General features: G+C 41.4%; 13 protein-coding genes. 3 read left to right on the top strand and 10 right to left on the bottom strand.

Translation table 11 applies throughout. The features are described from left to right. Positions 1 to 8: 8 nt before the first annotated feature. The 9 genes from DVR12_RS23610 to DVR12_RS23650 all read right to left on the bottom strand — a co-directional run bounded on the left by DVR12_RS23610 (position 9) and on the right by DVR12_RS23650 (position 11,511). Complete coding sequence (locus DVR12_RS23610; protein ID WP_116978280.1) at positions 9 to 1,508, bottom strand: RagB/SusD family nutrient uptake outer membrane protein; 1,500 nt, start codon at positions 1,506 to 1,508, stop codon at positions 9 to 11. Positions 1,509 to 1,520: 12 nt separating this feature from the next. After that, complete coding sequence (locus tag DVR12_RS23615; RefSeq protein ID WP_116978281.1) at positions 1,521 to 5,021, bottom strand: SusC/RagA family TonB-linked outer membrane protein; 3,501 nt, start codon at positions 5,019 to 5,021, stop codon at positions 1,521 to 1,523. A 210-nt stretch (positions 5,022 to 5,231) separates the two neighbouring features. Continuing rightward, complete coding sequence (locus tag DVR12_RS23620; RefSeq protein ID WP_116978282.1) at positions 5,232 to 6,470, bottom strand: FecR family protein; 1,239 nt, start codon at positions 6,468 to 6,470, stop codon at positions 5,232 to 5,234. Positions 6,471 to 6,524: 54 nt separating this feature from the next. Continuing rightward, the gene (locus DVR12_RS23625; protein ID WP_116978283.1) at positions 6,525 to 7,112 is read right to left on the bottom strand and encodes an RNA polymerase sigma factor; all 588 of its coding nucleotides are present in this window, start codon (positions 7,110 to 7,112) and stop codon (positions 6,525 to 6,527) included. Between the two features lie 118 nt (positions 7,113 to 7,230). Beyond that, on the bottom strand, positions 7,231 to 8,304 hold the full coding sequence (locus tag DVR12_RS23630) for a class I SAM-dependent methyltransferase (protein ID WP_116978284.1): 1,074 nt from the start codon (positions 8,302 to 8,304) through the stop codon (positions 7,231 to 7,233). A gap of 122 nt (positions 8,305 to 8,426) precedes the next feature. After that, on the bottom strand, positions 8,427 to 9,029 hold the full coding sequence (locus tag DVR12_RS23635; RefSeq protein ID WP_116978285.1) for an HAD family hydrolase: 603 nt from the start codon (positions 9,027 to 9,029) through the stop codon (positions 8,427 to 8,429). Between the two features lie 6 nt (positions 9,030 to 9,035). Continuing rightward, positions 9,036 to 9,425, bottom strand: a complete 390-nt coding sequence (locus tag DVR12_RS23640) for a VOC family protein (RefSeq protein ID WP_116978286.1) — start codon at positions 9,423 to 9,425, stop codon at positions 9,036 to 9,038. Positions 9,426 to 9,448: 23 nt separating this feature from the next. Continuing rightward, entirely contained in the window at positions 9,449 to 10,309 is an 861-nt protein-coding gene (locus DVR12_RS23645) for a sugar phosphate isomerase/epimerase family protein (RefSeq protein ID WP_116978287.1), read from the bottom strand. A gap of 20 nt (positions 10,310 to 10,329) precedes the next feature. Further along, the gene (locus tag DVR12_RS23650) at positions 10,330 to 11,511 is read right to left on the bottom strand and encodes an MFS transporter (protein ID WP_116978443.1); all 1,182 of its coding nucleotides are present in this window, start codon (positions 11,509 to 11,511) and stop codon (positions 10,330 to 10,332) included. A 159-nt stretch (positions 11,512 to 11,670) separates the two neighbouring features. Between DVR12_RS23650 and DVR12_RS23655 the strand changes: the two genes are divergently transcribed. Then, positions 11,671 to 12,420, top strand: a complete 750-nt coding sequence (locus DVR12_RS23655; protein ID WP_116978288.1) for a DeoR/GlpR family DNA-binding transcription regulator — start codon at positions 11,671 to 11,673, stop codon at positions 12,418 to 12,420. Between the two features lie 54 nt (positions 12,421 to 12,474). Here the strand turns inward: DVR12_RS23655 and DVR12_RS23660 are convergent, their stop codons facing one another. Then, positions 12,475 to 13,197, bottom strand: a complete 723-nt coding sequence (locus DVR12_RS23660) for a 3-keto-disaccharide hydrolase (protein ID WP_116978444.1) — start codon at positions 13,195 to 13,197, stop codon at positions 12,475 to 12,477. A gap of 307 nt (positions 13,198 to 13,504) precedes the next feature. On the opposite strand from DVR12_RS23660, the gene DVR12_RS23665 reads away from it, so the two are divergent. Both DVR12_RS23665 and DVR12_RS23670 read left to right on the top strand, forming a co-directional pair. Beyond that, positions 13,505 to 14,089 (top strand): RNA polymerase sigma-70 factor, encoded by a 585-nt coding sequence (locus DVR12_RS23665; RefSeq protein WP_158563352.1) that lies wholly within the window; start codon positions 13,505 to 13,507, stop codon positions 14,087 to 14,089. Positions 14,090 to 14,178: 89 nt separating this feature from the next. Further along, positions 14,179 to 15,432 carry a FecR family protein gene (locus DVR12_RS23670; protein ID WP_116978290.1) on the top strand — a complete coding sequence of 418 codons (1,254 nt, stop codon included), beginning with the start codon at positions 14,179 to 14,181 and terminating at the stop codon, positions 15,430 to 15,432. Positions 15,433 to 15,472 lie beyond the last annotated feature (40 nt).

The raw sequence follows: 15,472 nt of genomic DNA on the forward strand, positions 1-15,472 counted from the left end.
GGCAGTTATTAGTTGTTATGATAATTAATTTCCCGATCTGGTTTAGGTACTACATACCTGGCTGCATTGCCTGTAAAATAGGCAGCTGTCCAGTTTGCAGGCAGTGTAGTAAGATTGAATCTCTTGTAAGTAAAGAATGATTGTCCTTCTGCATAGAACTCCCGGCAATACTCACGGATAAGCTTATTCTTCCTGTCTGCTTCCCAACCACCGGCATTAAAGCCATTTAGGAATGGGATGCCTTTTACATCGCAGAATGCTTTATAATAACCTTCTGCCTGTTCTTTACTGGTAGCACATTCTGTAAGTATCAGGTACATTTCACTCAGGCGTAACAATGGTAGTTGCAAGACAGGGTTGCTGGTACGCTGGATATACTTATTGTACATTACATAACTGCTGGCTGATTGTTTGTATACCCACATATTCTTCCATCTTACATCCGAAGTCCTTTCAGCAACCGGAAACAGGTTGTTGAGGTAATAAAAGCCATCCTGAATATTAAAATCACTACGTGCCAGTTGTCCTGTTTCTCCGAAAGTATTGTTGGCGATCAGATCTAGGTTATATACGTTGAGAGCAGCAATATGTTCCGATGACATGGTAAGGTCGCCAGCCACACGGTCGCTTTCTTTACCCAGTCGATAGGTTGGTTGGCCCAGGTGATCGCGGGCATCCAGAATCATCTGTGCGTATTTGGCGGCACTAGTTTTATACTCGGGGTTACTGGCAGAAAGATAGAGGTAAACTCTGGCCTTCAGTGCCAATACCGCGTAATAATTAAGCCTGATCTGACGGTACATATAAAAGTTGTCTGCTAATACAGGAGGTGTACTCGTATTATTTGGTGGGTTGAGTTCCGCCAATGAGTAAATTGTAATTGGGTCTGTATTTTTCATCAGCACCTCTGCAGCATCCAGGTCGGCCAGGATATTTTGTGCAAACTCCTGGAATGTAACCGGCGTAAAGATCTCATGAGATACTTCCTTTACATACGGAAACAAAGTACCGCTGCCAGGGTTATCCGGCATTGGCCCATATAAGCGCAGCACATCGAAGTGGTTAAAAGCGCGTAATGCCAGGGCCTCACCTTTAACAAGGGGGTAATTATTTCCTGAAAAGATTTTTTGTTTCCCGTCTATCCTTTCGAGGATACTATTTACACTTGCAATAACCTTGTATAGGTCGGCATAGGTATTATCCAGCCATCCTCTTGCATTGGCTTCAGTATAATTTCCATTTACCAGGGCTGTAAGACCAGTGTTAGCGGAGATTACATCCCAGTTATGAGCCAGGTACTCAACACTTCCCCACATCAGGTTACCACCGTAGGTATTACTGCTTTTCATTTGGAGGTAAGCACCGGTTAAGGCATCCCTGAAACCTTTTTCTGTACTGAATATTTCATCTTTGGTTGTCTGGGCCTGAGGCTTTACGTCCAGGTATTTACTACAGCTGCTGAATGCCAGCATGCCGAAGAGTATAGTTGTGATAGTTAGCTTCTTCATGTTCTTTCCGGATTAAAAAGTGGCAAACACATTAAAGGAAACCTGCCGGGTAAACGGATAGGTTAATCCACGTTCCTGCTTAACAGTAGACCAATAGAACAATTCACCGGTATTGGCGCCCAGGGTTAATGCCTGTAGTCCTACATTGCTCAGCCATGCCTTATTCAGCACGTTATATGCAAAATTGATATTCTGACAGGTGAAGGTAGATTCGTTCTGTACAAACCTGGAAGACTGGAAAATGGCAGAGAAGTCATTAATCCCCCTGAAGAAAGTTTTATCTCCGGGTTGTTTCCAACGATCTGTAAACACGCGGCTGTCTACGTTGAAGAATTTATCTGCGCTTTCCACCCGATCTACCAGGGTTTGGTTATAGAGCTGGCCACCAAAGCGATAGCCAAAGGAAGCATTCATTGTAAAACCTTTATAACGTACCAGTGTACTGAAATTACCTCTGTAGGTAGGCTGATTCACTCCAACGGCTACACGGTCGGCAGCATTCCAGTTATAGGTCACCTCCCCGGCTTTATTCAGGTATAACTCACGGCCGGTACTGGGATCAATACCCATAGAGCGAACCGCGTAGATTGTATTTTGTGAAGCACCTTCCCGGATAATCCGGTTTGGTGTGCTACCCGTAGATTTCAGTGCCATTGTTTCATTCACTGCTTTCATTGCTTCTGAAAGCTTTACGATTTTATCGGTATTATGAGCAATATTACCGGTAACGGACCAACTGATCTGGCGGGGATTATTCTGGATCAACATAAAGGTGGCACTCATTTCCCAGCCATTTTGCTGAAGTTGTCCGATGTTCTCAACATAACTGGTAAAACCATTGGAATAAGGTAATTCCAGGGATGACAGCAGGTCAGAAGTGACTTCATGATATACATCTGCTTGCAGTGAAATTCTGCCTTTGAATAATTCTGCTTCTACACCACCATTATATTTCTGGTTTTTCTGCCATTGCAGATTGGGATTACCAAGGGTATTTTGTTTTGCACCCAGCCAGTTCTTATAGTGATCGCTCACTATGTAGCTATAGGTAGCCAATGGCTGGTAAGTGGCAAATGACTGATTACCTGTTACCCCATAGGAACCACGTAGTTTAAGCCGGTTGATGAAGGTCAGATTATCGTGGATGAAATTGATATGTTGCAGATTCCATCCGGCACCCAGTGAATAAAAAGGCGCAAAGCGTCGGTTGGTTCCGAATTGGGATGCACCATCCACACGGTAACTCACATCTGCAAAATAGCGGTCGTTATAGGTATAGCTTACGTTACTTACAGCACTTACTCTTCTGGTAGTAGCCTCATTACCGCCGGGATGTCCATCTTTCTTATATTGTAAGGCCATACCCAGGAAATCTATACTTGCGTCAGGGAAACCTTCTGCAGCAAAAGAATAGCTGGTGGCCTTATCTTCTGCAGCTTCAAGTTGCACACCGGCAGAGAGATAATGTATCCCATTGAAAACATTAAGGTATTGCATATTCAGAGAGGTATTATAGCTGAATCCCTTACCACTGGTAAAGTCGTAGCTACCTCTCCGTAGAATATCCTGATCGCTGTAACTGGCAAAGGTGGAATGATCTGCAGGTTTAAAATTATCTGCTGTACTGTTAGTAGCAGAAATTCCAAATGCACCTCTTACATTAAAATGATCAATTGGTGTCCAGTCAACCTGGAAATTATTGATAATATTCAGGTATTGATTTTTGTTGAAAGTATGAAGGGTAGCGTCATACATTGGATTGGCATATGGTTTTCCTCCAAGCATATTTACCTGCGCCCAGTAATCGTAATTATAGGGTTGGAAGGTTTTAACTACATGGCCGGTTGAATCATACGGGCTCCAGTAAGGATTTAATTTCACATAATCTCCGAAAGAACCCCAGGGAGATTCATTTGATTTGACGCTACCAACGGTTAGGCTATTACGGAAGTTTAGTCTTTTAAGGCGGTAGGAGAGATCTACAGTTCCGTTGATAGTTTTGCGGTCAGATCCTTTCATGACCCCGTTGATATTATGAAGGTCACCGATCAGGGCGTACCTGAAAGCCTGGTCACCACCTTCGAGGCGGAGGGAGTGGCCCTGGTCCAGACCATTTCTTAATGGTTTGGATATCCAGTCGGTATTTACGCCACTTTCTACCAGCGATTTCACCTGGTTGTAATATTGTTGCAGACCGATGTTTTGCTGCGGACTTTTTGTTGCATTATAGTAGAATCCTGAAAGTCGCTCCAGTTCCAGTTTATCCTTGGCATTTAGCAGGTGGTAGCTGGAGAGGTCAGGCATACTGAGATTTGCGGAGCCCCTGTAGGTAAGACGTAGTTTTCCGGCCACAGGTTCTTTGGTAGTAATAACAATTACTCCGTTAGAACCTCTGGAGCCATAGATGGCTGTTGCAGGTCCGTCTTTCAGCAAGGTGATGGAAGCAATTTCGTTAGTATTCAGGTCCATCATTCGCTGCAGGGAAATCGGGAATCCGTCGAGAATGATCAGTGGGGTGTTGATCAGGGCAGAGGTGTTATCCTGCAGTTGATCAATATTTGGAAGGTTTCTGTTACCACGCATCTGGATATCCGGCAGGTGGTTAGGATCAGAACCAAAATTGTTATCCGGTACTACATAGAAAGAGGGATCAATGTTACCGATGGTGACGAAGATATTACGCCCCTGGAAATTCTGTAATTCCTTGGCAGTAATAGTTTTAGCGGCACCGGTATAGGATTCCTTCGATTTATTGAAGATCCCTGTTACTACCACGTTATTGATAGAAGAAATGGCAGAGGCCAGGGTAATCAGTACAGGCTTATCTTTCCGCACTAAGTATTGCCCCGGGCGATAGCCAACAAAGGTAATAAGAAGTACATCTCCTGCACTGGCTTCGATCTGGAAGTTACCCTGTTGATCCGTCGATGTAGTAGCTGTTTTGCCTTTTACCCGTATGGTAGCACCAGGCAGTGGACAACTACAGGCGCTGTCAACTACTCTGCCGGATATTTTAGGCACTACCTGTTCTATTCCTTCGTAAGTAGTTTTTTCAACTACTACAGGTCGTGGGGTAATGACGATTGTTTTTGTGTTTTCCTTTAATTCCATCCGGAATGACTGATCTTTTGAAATAATTTTCAGCAGATCAGTAAGTACCATTTTATCGGCATTAATGGAAACGTTTTTGGCGTCGGCCAGCATTTCCTGGTTGTAAAAGGCGACATAGCCAGTTTGCTGGCGAATGGCGAGGAGCAATGCTTTTACAGATAAATTGTTTCCCGATACCGACACGGTTTGCGCTTCCACTGCCGCATGAACATGCAGCAACGAGACAAAAAGCAAAGCAAATGTCATTCTCATAGCAAGAAAAATTGAGGCTGTATTGAAGCGGCGGCCCTTTAGAGAAGCCATGTTAGCCGCAGACAGCGATTTGGTTGATATTCCCTGTGCCGATGGTTCCTGAACAGGCATAACTTTCAGGTACGGCTTGGGAAAAGCAGTAAAATCCATAACTTACGTCTTGGTTAGGGTTGATAAAAAAGCAGTTCGTCCTAGAAAAATTGTTTTAGGGATCAGCCCGGCCTTATGGTCGGAAGTGTTGGAAGCGCTTCCGGCTTTTTTACGGGAGTTCCCTGCTGAAGTCTCAAGTCATTTTACATTATTGGTTTAGCGATTATAAATTCAGTTGATAATGGTAATAAATCTGCAACAGTGCAGTGTTTATGGCATAACGATCAGCTTACGGCCATTCAGTTGAAAATGTACATTTGAACCTTCCAGGATCTGTAATACATCCTGTAGGGTATTCTGTTTGTTGATCTCCCCACCAAAACGGGTAGGAGGAATACCTTTTTCGTATACCACTTCTATATCGTACCAGCGTTCCAGCTGTCGCATTACTTCATCAATACTGACATCTTCAAAATCAAAGAGTCCATTTTTCCAGGCCAATACCTGTTCTGTATTAATCTTGTCGGTAACTGTCAGCATAGCTTTAGCAGGCCTCACAGCCGCTTGCTGACCAGGTTTAAGTATCACTGCCTGTTGGAAAGCATGCAGCTTTACCGCTCCTTCGAGGAGGGTAGTTCTAATCGCGTTTTCGTTTGTATAGGCATTTACATTGAAGCGGGTGCCCAATACTTCTATTTCGGTAGTTTTGTCTGTTGTTACCTTAAAAGGCACTTTTTCATTGGCTGCAATCTCGAAATATGCTTCCCCCTGCAGTATTACCCGGCGTTCGCGGTTATCAAATGCGGTAGGATATCTGATAGAACTGGCAGCATTCAACCACACCCGGCTACCATCGGGCAATACAAGGCGAAATTGCCTTCCTTTAGGAGTGCTGACTACGTTGTACTCTGTAGCACCATGATCCGATCCAGCGGGATTATAGGCGAGTTGACCATTCTGAAGAACAATACTTGCTCCGTTTTGCTTTGCAACCAGGCCATTTCCTGCGCTGTCCAGCACCACCTGGGAGCCATCTGCCAGGGTGAGAATAGCTCCATCTTTGCCCGGAGCTATCGGAGCTGTTTTTGCCAGCGGAATATTTTCCCCGGGTTGCAAGCCTTCCTTCCGTTCGTATTTCCAGAAAATAGTGGCTAGTCCGAGTACCAGTACGGCAGCAGCAGTATAGCGGAAAATCTTGCTCCGGAATAAGTATATGCGGCCAGGTAATAAGTCTTCTTTTGGCTGGTCTGCTAACCGGGCCAGGAATTGCGCTTTTCGAAGTTCCCGGTTGCGGTCAATACCATACCAGGTTTGCAGCATTTTGTGAACTGAAGGTTCTTCTCTGAGCCGGTGGTACAATGCCTCGTTTTCTGCTGATTGGTTAATCCAGGTGTCCAAAGTAGCTTGTTCTTCTGCAGACAATTCTTCTCCCACCAACTGTTTATACAGCAGGTTTACAATCTTATTATTAAAAGCATGGTCCGTTAAAGAAAAGTCGTCTGTTGGCATCCCCGTCATTTAAAGTAAAACAACTGACTGTTGTATACCGTGACAAAAAATTTATCAAAAAAAGAAAATTGACAGAAAAAGGTCGTTTACTCCTTTTTTCAGGAGTACAGATTTTAGCTCCTTAATAGCCCTTCCCTTGCGTTGGCGCAGGTTCTCCATGGAGATTCCCAGGCGGGCAGCTGCTTCTGCTGAAGGCACATCCTGCAGGTATAAAAGTTCTACTACCTCCCGGTATGATACGGGCAGGCGGTTTATTTCCTGGTATATAAGACGCATCAGGTCTGATTCTATTACCAGTGTTTCCAGGTAGTTATCCGAAGGATTTTCCTGCCCGGATATTTCCAGGGAACTTCGTTCCCGTACCCGTAAATGTTTCAGGTAATTCAAACTGGCATTCCTGGTAAGGGTAAATAAGTATCCCCTTAGTTTACCAAATGAGTCGAATCGGGTGGGTGATTTCCAAAGCTTTAATAATGACTCTGTGGCAATATCTTCCGCCTGTTGCTGATCTTCGATGATGCTGAGGGAAAAATAGACAAGGGTATTATAAAAAGTATCATATAAATAGGCGTAAGCGGCGGTGTCATTTTCCGCTATGCGTGCAAGCAACTCTTCCTCTTCATATGGTATAATACCTGGCAAATTCGTTTTAGTATTGGTATCCGACTTTCTGCAAACTTAAAAATAAAATAATAAAAGTGCCAGGAATGTTACATCTGAGGTTGGGTTAACGGGATAAAAGGAATCGGAATATGGTAAATTATTTATAAGTCATCCCTGTCAGCCTTGTTTCCTCCACATTCTTAGACTGAATCATTACCTGAAACTTTGCCCCCATATCAAATAAAAGGTTATAACTGATGTAGGATTCTTCACGGACCATCTGGAGTATATCTTTCTTTTGTTTTTGAATAGCATTTCTTAGTAGCTCTTTGAATCCCAGGGCATCGAGGAAGCAGCCTTGTGAGGTAATACCGATGGTATTTAGACCGGCCATTTGGCCCCAGTGGTCCAGGGCACTGAAATTTACCAGGGCTGTAATATCCTGTTGTCCGATATTGTAAAAATAATCATCGCTGATACGATGTTTACAGTAACAAACAACGGTACCGCAACTTCTGTGAGGTTTATAAAGGTTTTCGGATGTTGCGCCATAGTCGATGGTGATAATAAATCCTCTTTTCAGATGGCTGGCTATATTTTTTATCCATTTGATAGCATCCAGATTTACTTCTGTGCGGTAACCTTCCGGGAGGGTTACATCGAGTTTGTGAAAATATTTTCGGATCGAGGAGGGGGCTGGTTTAAATAGTTCTTTAAATTGTTGGTCGTAATCTACATAGACTTCCATTAATTCATTTTGCATTTCTACCTGATGAACGGGGAAATTATCGATCAGTTCATTGGATAAAATACAATCCATATCGCCGGGTATTTCATCGATAGAGCGATAGGAGCTTACTTTTTCCGATTGGTAGTTGCCTTTACGTTTCTCAATGATACAATACCTGAGTTGATTATACAGTTGTTGGTTATCTTTTAAATATTCCAGCATATCGTGGCAAAGCAGGCCCTGGCCTGCTCCGTACTCAACAATGGTGAAGTCCTTTTTCCCCAGGATGTTCCACATCTCCTCTATTTGCCGGGCGATGGTTGCGCCAAAGGAGCTGGTGAGGCTGCTACTGGTAAAGAAATCACCATCGACACCAATTTTATCGCCTGGTGTAGTATAATAGCCATAGGCTGGATGATAAAGGCAGATGTCCATAAAAGTATGGAAGGAAATCGGGCCTTCATCTTTTATTTTGTTGATGATAATATCTGATAACCCCATTGTTTGTAGTTTATTAAACTACATTACTGTATACTTTTGTGCCAGATATTATGGGTATTGGAGATGTTGCAGCACGCTTCCAGGATTTACATCCTGCTAAAATTTAAATGATCAATTCTCCCTTAAATAATCACATCCAACATCTGTAAGTCAGATCTCAGTTTATCAGGATTTGTAAAATGTAATGCATGAAATCCGAGTGTAAGTGCTGCATTTACATTCTTAATGTTATCATCAATAAAGACACAATTTGCTGCATTTAGATTATATCTTTCTAATAATAATTGATAGAATTTTTGATCTGGCTTTATCATTTTTTCATCCCCTGATACAACGATTCCATCAAATAACCCTAGAAAAGGAAATTTTTCCAAGGCAATAGGAAATGTTTCGGAAGACCAGTTTGTGAGGCCATAAACTTTGTATTGGGATTTCAACTGTTTTAAAATCTCTACAGTGCCGGAAATTTCTCCGTTCAGCATTTCTTCCCATTGACTATAAAATAGTTCAATGTTTTTTGAATGGGCCGGATACTTATTTTTTAAAAGAGAGATACCTTCCGAAAAGGACCTGCCTTTATCTTGCTGGAGGTTCCATTCATCGTTGCAGATGTCGGAAAGAAATTGTTCCATTTCCTGGTTACTGGTAAAAACATTTTTATAAAGATGTCGTGGGTTCCAGTCGATTAATACCCCACCAAAATCGAATACAATTGTGTTAATCATAATATACTAAGCTGAGATTTCAAGATAATTTCCTTCAGGATCTAAAACTACACTTTCATAATACCCGTCACCAGTGGTGCGAGGCTCAGATTCAATATGATAATTGTCGGCCCTCAGTCTTTCTGTGAGGCTGTTTACGGCCTCTTTTCCACCAACCGATATTGCAAAATGGGCAATGCCTCTCATAAATCCTCTTTTTTCCGGTTCATCAATTATATCATTTCTATGCATTAATTCCAATCGGGTTTTATCCTCTCCAAACATTAAAAAATATGCAGTAAATCCTTTTTTGGGATTCGTATATTTTTCTCCGCTAATTACATCAAAATATTTTAAATAAAATTTTCTCATTTGTTCCAGGTCATCTACCCAAATAGCTAAATGTTCTATTTTCATATTGCTTGTTTTAAATTTTATTATTATTGAAGTAGTTGATCCTTCACAAAAGAGCAGCTTTGCCTGATGGAACCAATCATATCTGGTTTATAGTTCGATTCATGTTCCACAAAGAAGTATTTCATTCCAGAAAGTTTTGCCAGTTTGAAAATATCTTTATAATTGATGGTGCCAGTACCAATTTCTGCATTTAAATTGTGATTTGACTGATCCATGTCTTTAATGTGCCACATTGTAAACCTACCTGGATTAGCCTTGAAAAGTGCATAGGGTTGGAGATTGGAACGGATAACCCAATAGATATCCATTTCAAAATCTACAAGTTTTTTATTTGTATCTTTTAGTAAGATGTCCATTCCGGTTTCATTTCCATACCTGATAAACTCAAAATCATGATTGTGGTAAGCCAGTTTAAGCCCGGCGTTTTTGCAAAGTTGACCGGCATGATTAAGTCTTTTCGCCAATGTTTTGTAATCCATTGCGCTTGTTCTTATATCTGGTTCGAGCCAGGGAATGGTAATGTATTTTAGTCCTAATACTTTTGCAGCGCCAATGGCAGCCTTTAATTCAGCCTCATCACCAGTTTTAAAGTATGGAGACATATTAAAATGACCGCTTACTGGCTTTAAATTATTTTCATCAAGGATCTTTTTTAGTTGCTCAGGTTTCAGCCCCCAGAATTGGTCTTTAATATTAAATCCATAAAGCTCAACCTGCGTGTAACCCGCTAAGGCAACTTCTTTTAATGTTCCTTTTACATCAGTTGGTATAAGCTCACGAAGCGAATAAAGTTGCAGACCTATATCCTTTCTTTTTTGAGCGTTTGATGTCATTATCCCTGTGAAGAACAGGAGTCCAACAATTACAATTTTAGATTTTAGCATATGTTATTCTTATAAGAAATTTAAACATCAGGTTTTCTGAATGCATACATTATGGCAACACACAAAAGCAATATGCCGGTGAATGTCAGTGCAGCAGCAAGCGATACGTGGTAGGCAATGAATCCGAGAAGTGCCGGGCCTGCAAGTTGGCCGGCATATCCCATTGTACTGATCGCGGGAATGGCTGCCGATGCAGGTATTCCTTTAAGCCTGCCACCTTCACTGAAAAAAACGGGTACTATGTTGGCGGCACCTACACCTAATAGCATGAACCCAAGAAGCGTGGTAAGAATCCAGGGAGTAGCTACTGCAATGAAAATTCCCAATGCGGCAATAAGACCACCGCCGACTACAACGAATTTTGCATTAACGCGTTCAATAATACGATCTCCTAAAAGTCGCATGGCGGCCATTGCAATTGAAAAGGTAGCATATCCAACTCCTGCAAGTTCAGCGTCTATCCCTTTGTTTTCCTTTAAGAAAAGTGCGCTCCAATCGAGTATGGCGCCTTCAGAAAGAAATACAGCAAAACATGCTGCACCAAGTAGAATGACCCGCCGGCTAAACCAGCCTGATTTTGTTTTTATTTTAGCTTCAGGTTCAGTGTGGGTATGATTTTCCTGCTCATTACCTTCATGTTGTTTGGAAAACAATGATGGATATTTCCATATCAGAATGATAACAAGTAATACTGAAATAGATATAGCGGCAGTTAGTGGTTCAAGTCCTGCTCTCATTAATAATCCCAGGCCCAGAGAACCGCATAGACCACCAACACTGAAAAGACCATGAAAGGATGACATAATTGGCCGTCCATACTTGTTTTGAACGTGAATACCATGAGAATTCATAGCAACATCTATAGTACCTACACCGGCTCCAAAAATAAATAGTGCGATTCCCATCATCCAGGAATTAGGCATTAATAGTAATATAGGAAGGAAGATAGCGGCAACAAGTCCTGAAATTAGGATAACGATACGTGTTCCATATAGCCTGGAGAAATATCCGCTTAAGGGCATCATAGAAATAGCCCCTGCTCCTAAAAGTAGCAATAATAAGCCCAGATTCCCATCATTCAGGTGAAGTTTCTCTTTTACGAAGGGCACCATAGGAGCCCAGCTGGAGATGGCTAGTCCACATACCAGGAATATATACTGGGTCGCTTTTTTAGCATTTATTGTTATTCGGTCGCTTCTCATGCAATTAATATCTATATTTGCAAAAATATGCAAAATTGCAAAATATTGCAATTTTAATTTGAAAATCAAAATGTTAACTTCGTCAATCTTGTTGCTGTCGAATGCTTTATTATATAAGGATTTTATGCAAAGGGTTGAAATAATTATATTTGTCAGGACATGATCAGAGAAAAAAGGTTCAAGCATATAATTTCCAGTTTGAAGGATACAGGTGCAGTTACGTATAGTAGCTTGTCTGCAGATTTATCAGTATCAGAAGATACGATCCGCAGAGATATCGACTATCTGCATGAAAATGGTCTTTTGTCTAAAGTCAGAGGAGGAGCGATATCCCGAGATAAAACTCCACTGACCTTCCAGGATCGTACTGATTTCCTCTCTAAGGAAAAGGAGATTATAGGGATGAAGGTTCAGCCGTTACTAAAACTTGGGATGAGTGTGTTTATGGATGGTGGAACTACTATATGTGCTGTTGCAGAATGGTTGCCAGCCAATGCCTCATTAAGGATCATTACCAATAATATGGCTTTGGTTCCTTTGTTAGGCAAATTCCCGAATATAAATGTAATTGTACTTGGAGGAAACTACGATAAGGATACGCAAACTAATATAGGTGCCAGAACTTGTGAGGAAGCTGCTGAGTTTGTAGTTGATCTGTATCTGATGGGTACTTGTGCGATCTCGAAGGATTACGGTATAACTGCCGCAATAAGAGAGGATGGGGCTGTAAAAAAGGCCATGCTCAAAGGTGCTAAAAAAGTGGTTGTACTCGGTAATAGTGCAAAAATTGGTGCAACAGAACCCTTTGTCGTATGTGGACTAGATGCAATTAAAGTACTGGTAACAGAACTACCCAGTGATGATCCGAAATTGGATGAATTGCGTTTCAAGAACCTTAAAATTATTTGATTTACCGGCCTTTTTCTATTTGTAATCAACTTCGAAAAAGGCCGGAAGCAAAAGTTAATCTATCTTCCTTATTTTAATATTTTTAAAAGAGATACCCTTATTCCAATCCTGCAAAGCAATTCGTCCTTTCACTTGTTTCCCGAATTCAGGAAATGCCTTGAAATTACTATTGGCAACAGCTTCTTTCCACTGATCTGAATTAAAGTCGTTTCTGGCGGTTACTACATCATTAAGAACAAATTCGATCTTCCCATTCTGTTGTTTGATAACAGAATGATTCCATTCTTCGAGTGGCTTAAGCTCAACAGGATTCAACTGGGAAGAAAAGCCATAGAGGCAACCAGAACGCTTCATTTCCTTTTCATAGTCGTGATGGCCTTTTTCCAATAGTTGATATTCTGGTCCGGAAGCCCAGGCAGTAGGAATGTCTGGTCTTTCTACCACATTGATGAATACACCACTATTTCCTTCCTTGCTTATCTTCCAGTCAAATTTCAACTCATAATTTTCAAATTCTCCGTCCGTTACCAGATCGCCATGTTCAGCATCTGTGCCAGGAAGGCATCTTATTTCTCCATCCTGTGCAACCCAGGCCGAGGCGGTATCGCCCAGATTATAGAGATGCCAGCCTTTTAAGGTACTACCATCAAACAATAATTGATATCCCTCCTTTTTTTCATCCCTGGAAAGCTCGTTATCCTTTACCTGTGGTGAGCTACATGAGGTAGTAATGGCAGCGGTTAGCCCTGCAACAGTAATAAATGCTGTTAGCTTCATAGAAAATAATATGTGATTAGTAATAAAATGTTTGCTTTTCTCTCTGACATATATTCCGGAATAGTCTATTTTAAAGCATCTTGCAAATAAATGCAAATTTGCATTTATTTGCAAGATATAATGGTATAAACGGAAAAAATTACGGAGTTTTTGTGGTGAGATTCCAGGATTTATAAGATTCTCGTACATGCTTGTTTGTTGATCTTTTACTCTCTGTACCAAAGCATGAAGGAGTAGAATGTTAGGATTTTTTTGCAGTAAAATATATCTTTGGAAGCCACATAGAGCCTTAAAGTAAATAATAGCATTGCAAAATAGAGAGTTACATAGTGAGAAGGATTTGATATTAAGTATAACCGAAGGCGATATAGAGGCATTCGACCAGCTTTTTATAGAAATGTATCCGGCTCTTTGCCTGTTATCTAACAGGATTGTAAGCGACGAAGCTGCTGCAAAAGATATAGTTTCTGAGGTTTTTCTTCAGTTATGGAAAGCCAGAACATCATTGAATGAAGTTAGAAGTATAAACGCCTATCTGTATGTAGCCACCCGTAATCGCTCCTTAAACCACCTGAAAAAGCTAAAACGGAACGAAAAGAAAATACAGCTGGCTTATGAAAAGCAACAGGAAGAAAAATCGTACGAGGATATTTTACAAAAAGTTTTTAATGCTGAAGCAGTCCGCGTTTTACACGAAGCCATTTTGACCTTACCTCCCGAATGTACCAAAGTCGTACAATTAAACATCGAAGGGTTCAGTACTAATGAAATTGCACAGAAATTAGGAATCACACCTTCGGCAGTAAGCCATCAGAAAGCCAGAGCCATAAGATTACTACGTGGAAAAATAGTTCCCGGTATGGCACTTATCAGCCTATTCCTGGCCGATTAATAGTCATTTTATATTTTTTTGAAAAATTTTTTAGATAGAAGTCAAATTCAGTTGACTACCGTTGTCTTATAGTAAATAAAGATTGTTGAATGTTGAATGAGTCGGATATTCCGAATGATGAATTGCTTGCATTACTGAGAGCTGCAAAGCTAATGGCTAATGAAAAACTTGATCAATTATCGGAAGCAGAAAAACTGGAGCTGGAAGAGTGGCTGCAGCAAAAGACCCAGCATCAGGAGTGGAGAACCTGGCTAAGCGAAGAAAATAACCTTGCTGAACTGAATAAAGAGTATGCTACCTTTAAAGAGGCTGCAACAAAAGAACTCGAAGCATTTCACCGCCAACACCTTCAACTCCCTGAAGTTACCAAATCTCGTATTTCATTTCTACGCAGTTCCTGGCTCCGTTATGCGGCAGCTGTATTATTACTGCTTGGCGGTACCTGGTTCTTTTGGCCGGGTAAAAATCCGGAACACCAGGCTAAGCTAACGCCCAAGCCTGCGATACAGGTTATGCCGGGGCAGGATGGTGCTATCCTTACATTGGCAGATGGCTCACAGATTCTGCTAGATTCTGTTGGCAATGGAATTGTTGCCCATCAGGAAGGAGCTGAGTTGTCTGTAAAAAATGGCCAGCTCGAATATAAAGCAGCCGGTAAGGTTTCCGGGGAAGAAACGTATAATAAACTTGTTACACCCAAAGGCCGGCAATTCAAAATTCAATTGCCAGATGGTACCGTAGCCTGGCTGAATGCTGCCAGTTCAATACGATTTCCTACACAGTTTACTACTGATACCCGCAGGGTTGATATTACAGGGGAAGTCTATTTCGAAGCTACTACCATGATTAAAGCAGGAAAAGTAATCCCCTTTATTGTAAATGCCGACAACAGGTTTGATGTAACGGTGTTGGGTACACAATTTAATGTGAATGCCTATGCCGATGAACCTACCCTCAATACCACACTACTCGAAGGTAAAGTAGCAGTTTCAATGAACCGGAAAAACGGCAAACAGCAAATAATACTGAAGCCTGGCGACCAGGCTTCCCTTACCATGCATGGCGATATCGTAGAGAATATGGTGGTAAAAGCCGGTGATATTGGAAAAGTAATGGCCTGGAAAAATGGTGTTTTTGATTTTGAAGATGCCAAAATAGATGAGGTGATGCGCCAGTTGAAAAGGTGGTATGATATAGAAGTTAAATATGAGTCAAAAGTGCCCGACATCGAATTTGTCGGAAAAATGACGCGGGATATTCCGTTGAACGGATTACTGATTGCACTTGAAAAATCAAATGTTCATTTTCGTCTTGAAGGCAGAACGCTGATAGTTATGCCGTAATGTAACCAAAATAAAATGCCGGAACCGATTGGCGTCGTTT

The organism is Chitinophaga silvatica, from assembly GCF_003419895.1.
Taxonomy (GTDB): Bacteria; Bacteroidota; Bacteroidia; order Chitinophagales; family Chitinophagaceae; genus Chitinophaga; species Chitinophaga silvatica.

What these genes read in the sequence shown, in the direction of transcription:
- DVR12_RS23655 (WP_116978288.1), top strand. Translation starts at nt 11,671, where the DNA reads ATGATCAGAGAAAAAAGGTTCAAGCATATAATTTCCAGTTTGAAGGAT.
- DVR12_RS23615 (WP_116978281.1), bottom strand. Translation starts at nt 5,021, where the DNA reads ATGGATTTTACTGCTTTTCCCAAGCCGTACCTGAAAGTTATGCCTGTT.
- DVR12_RS23650 (WP_116978443.1), bottom strand. Translation starts at nt 11,511, where the DNA reads ATGAGAAGCGACCGAATAACAATAAATGCTAAAAAAGCGACCCAGTAT.
- DVR12_RS23635 (WP_116978285.1), bottom strand. Translation starts at nt 9,029, where the DNA reads ATGATTAACACAATTGTATTCGATTTTGGTGGGGTATTAATCGACTGG.
- DVR12_RS23645 (WP_116978287.1), bottom strand. Translation starts at nt 10,309, where the DNA reads ATGCTAAAATCTAAAATTGTAATTGTTGGACTCCTGTTCTTCACAGGG.
- DVR12_RS23660 (WP_116978444.1), bottom strand. Translation starts at nt 13,197, where the DNA reads ATGAAGCTAACAGCATTTATTACTGTTGCAGGGCTAACCGCTGCCATT.
- DVR12_RS23630 (WP_116978284.1), bottom strand. Translation starts at nt 8,304, where the DNA reads ATGGGGTTATCAGATATTATCATCAACAAAATAAAAGATGAAGGCCCG.
- DVR12_RS23640 (WP_116978286.1), bottom strand. Translation starts at nt 9,425, where the DNA reads ATGAAAATAGAACATTTAGCTATTTGGGTAGATGACCTGGAACAAATG.
- DVR12_RS23610 (WP_116978280.1), bottom strand. Translation starts at nt 1,508, where the DNA reads ATGAAGAAGCTAACTATCACAACTATACTCTTCGGCATGCTGGCATTC.
- DVR12_RS23670 (WP_116978290.1), top strand. Translation starts at nt 14,179, where the DNA reads ATGTTGAATGAGTCGGATATTCCGAATGATGAATTGCTTGCATTACTG.
- DVR12_RS23620 (WP_116978282.1), bottom strand. Translation starts at nt 6,470, where the DNA reads ATGCCAACAGACGACTTTTCTTTAACGGACCATGCTTTTAATAATAAG.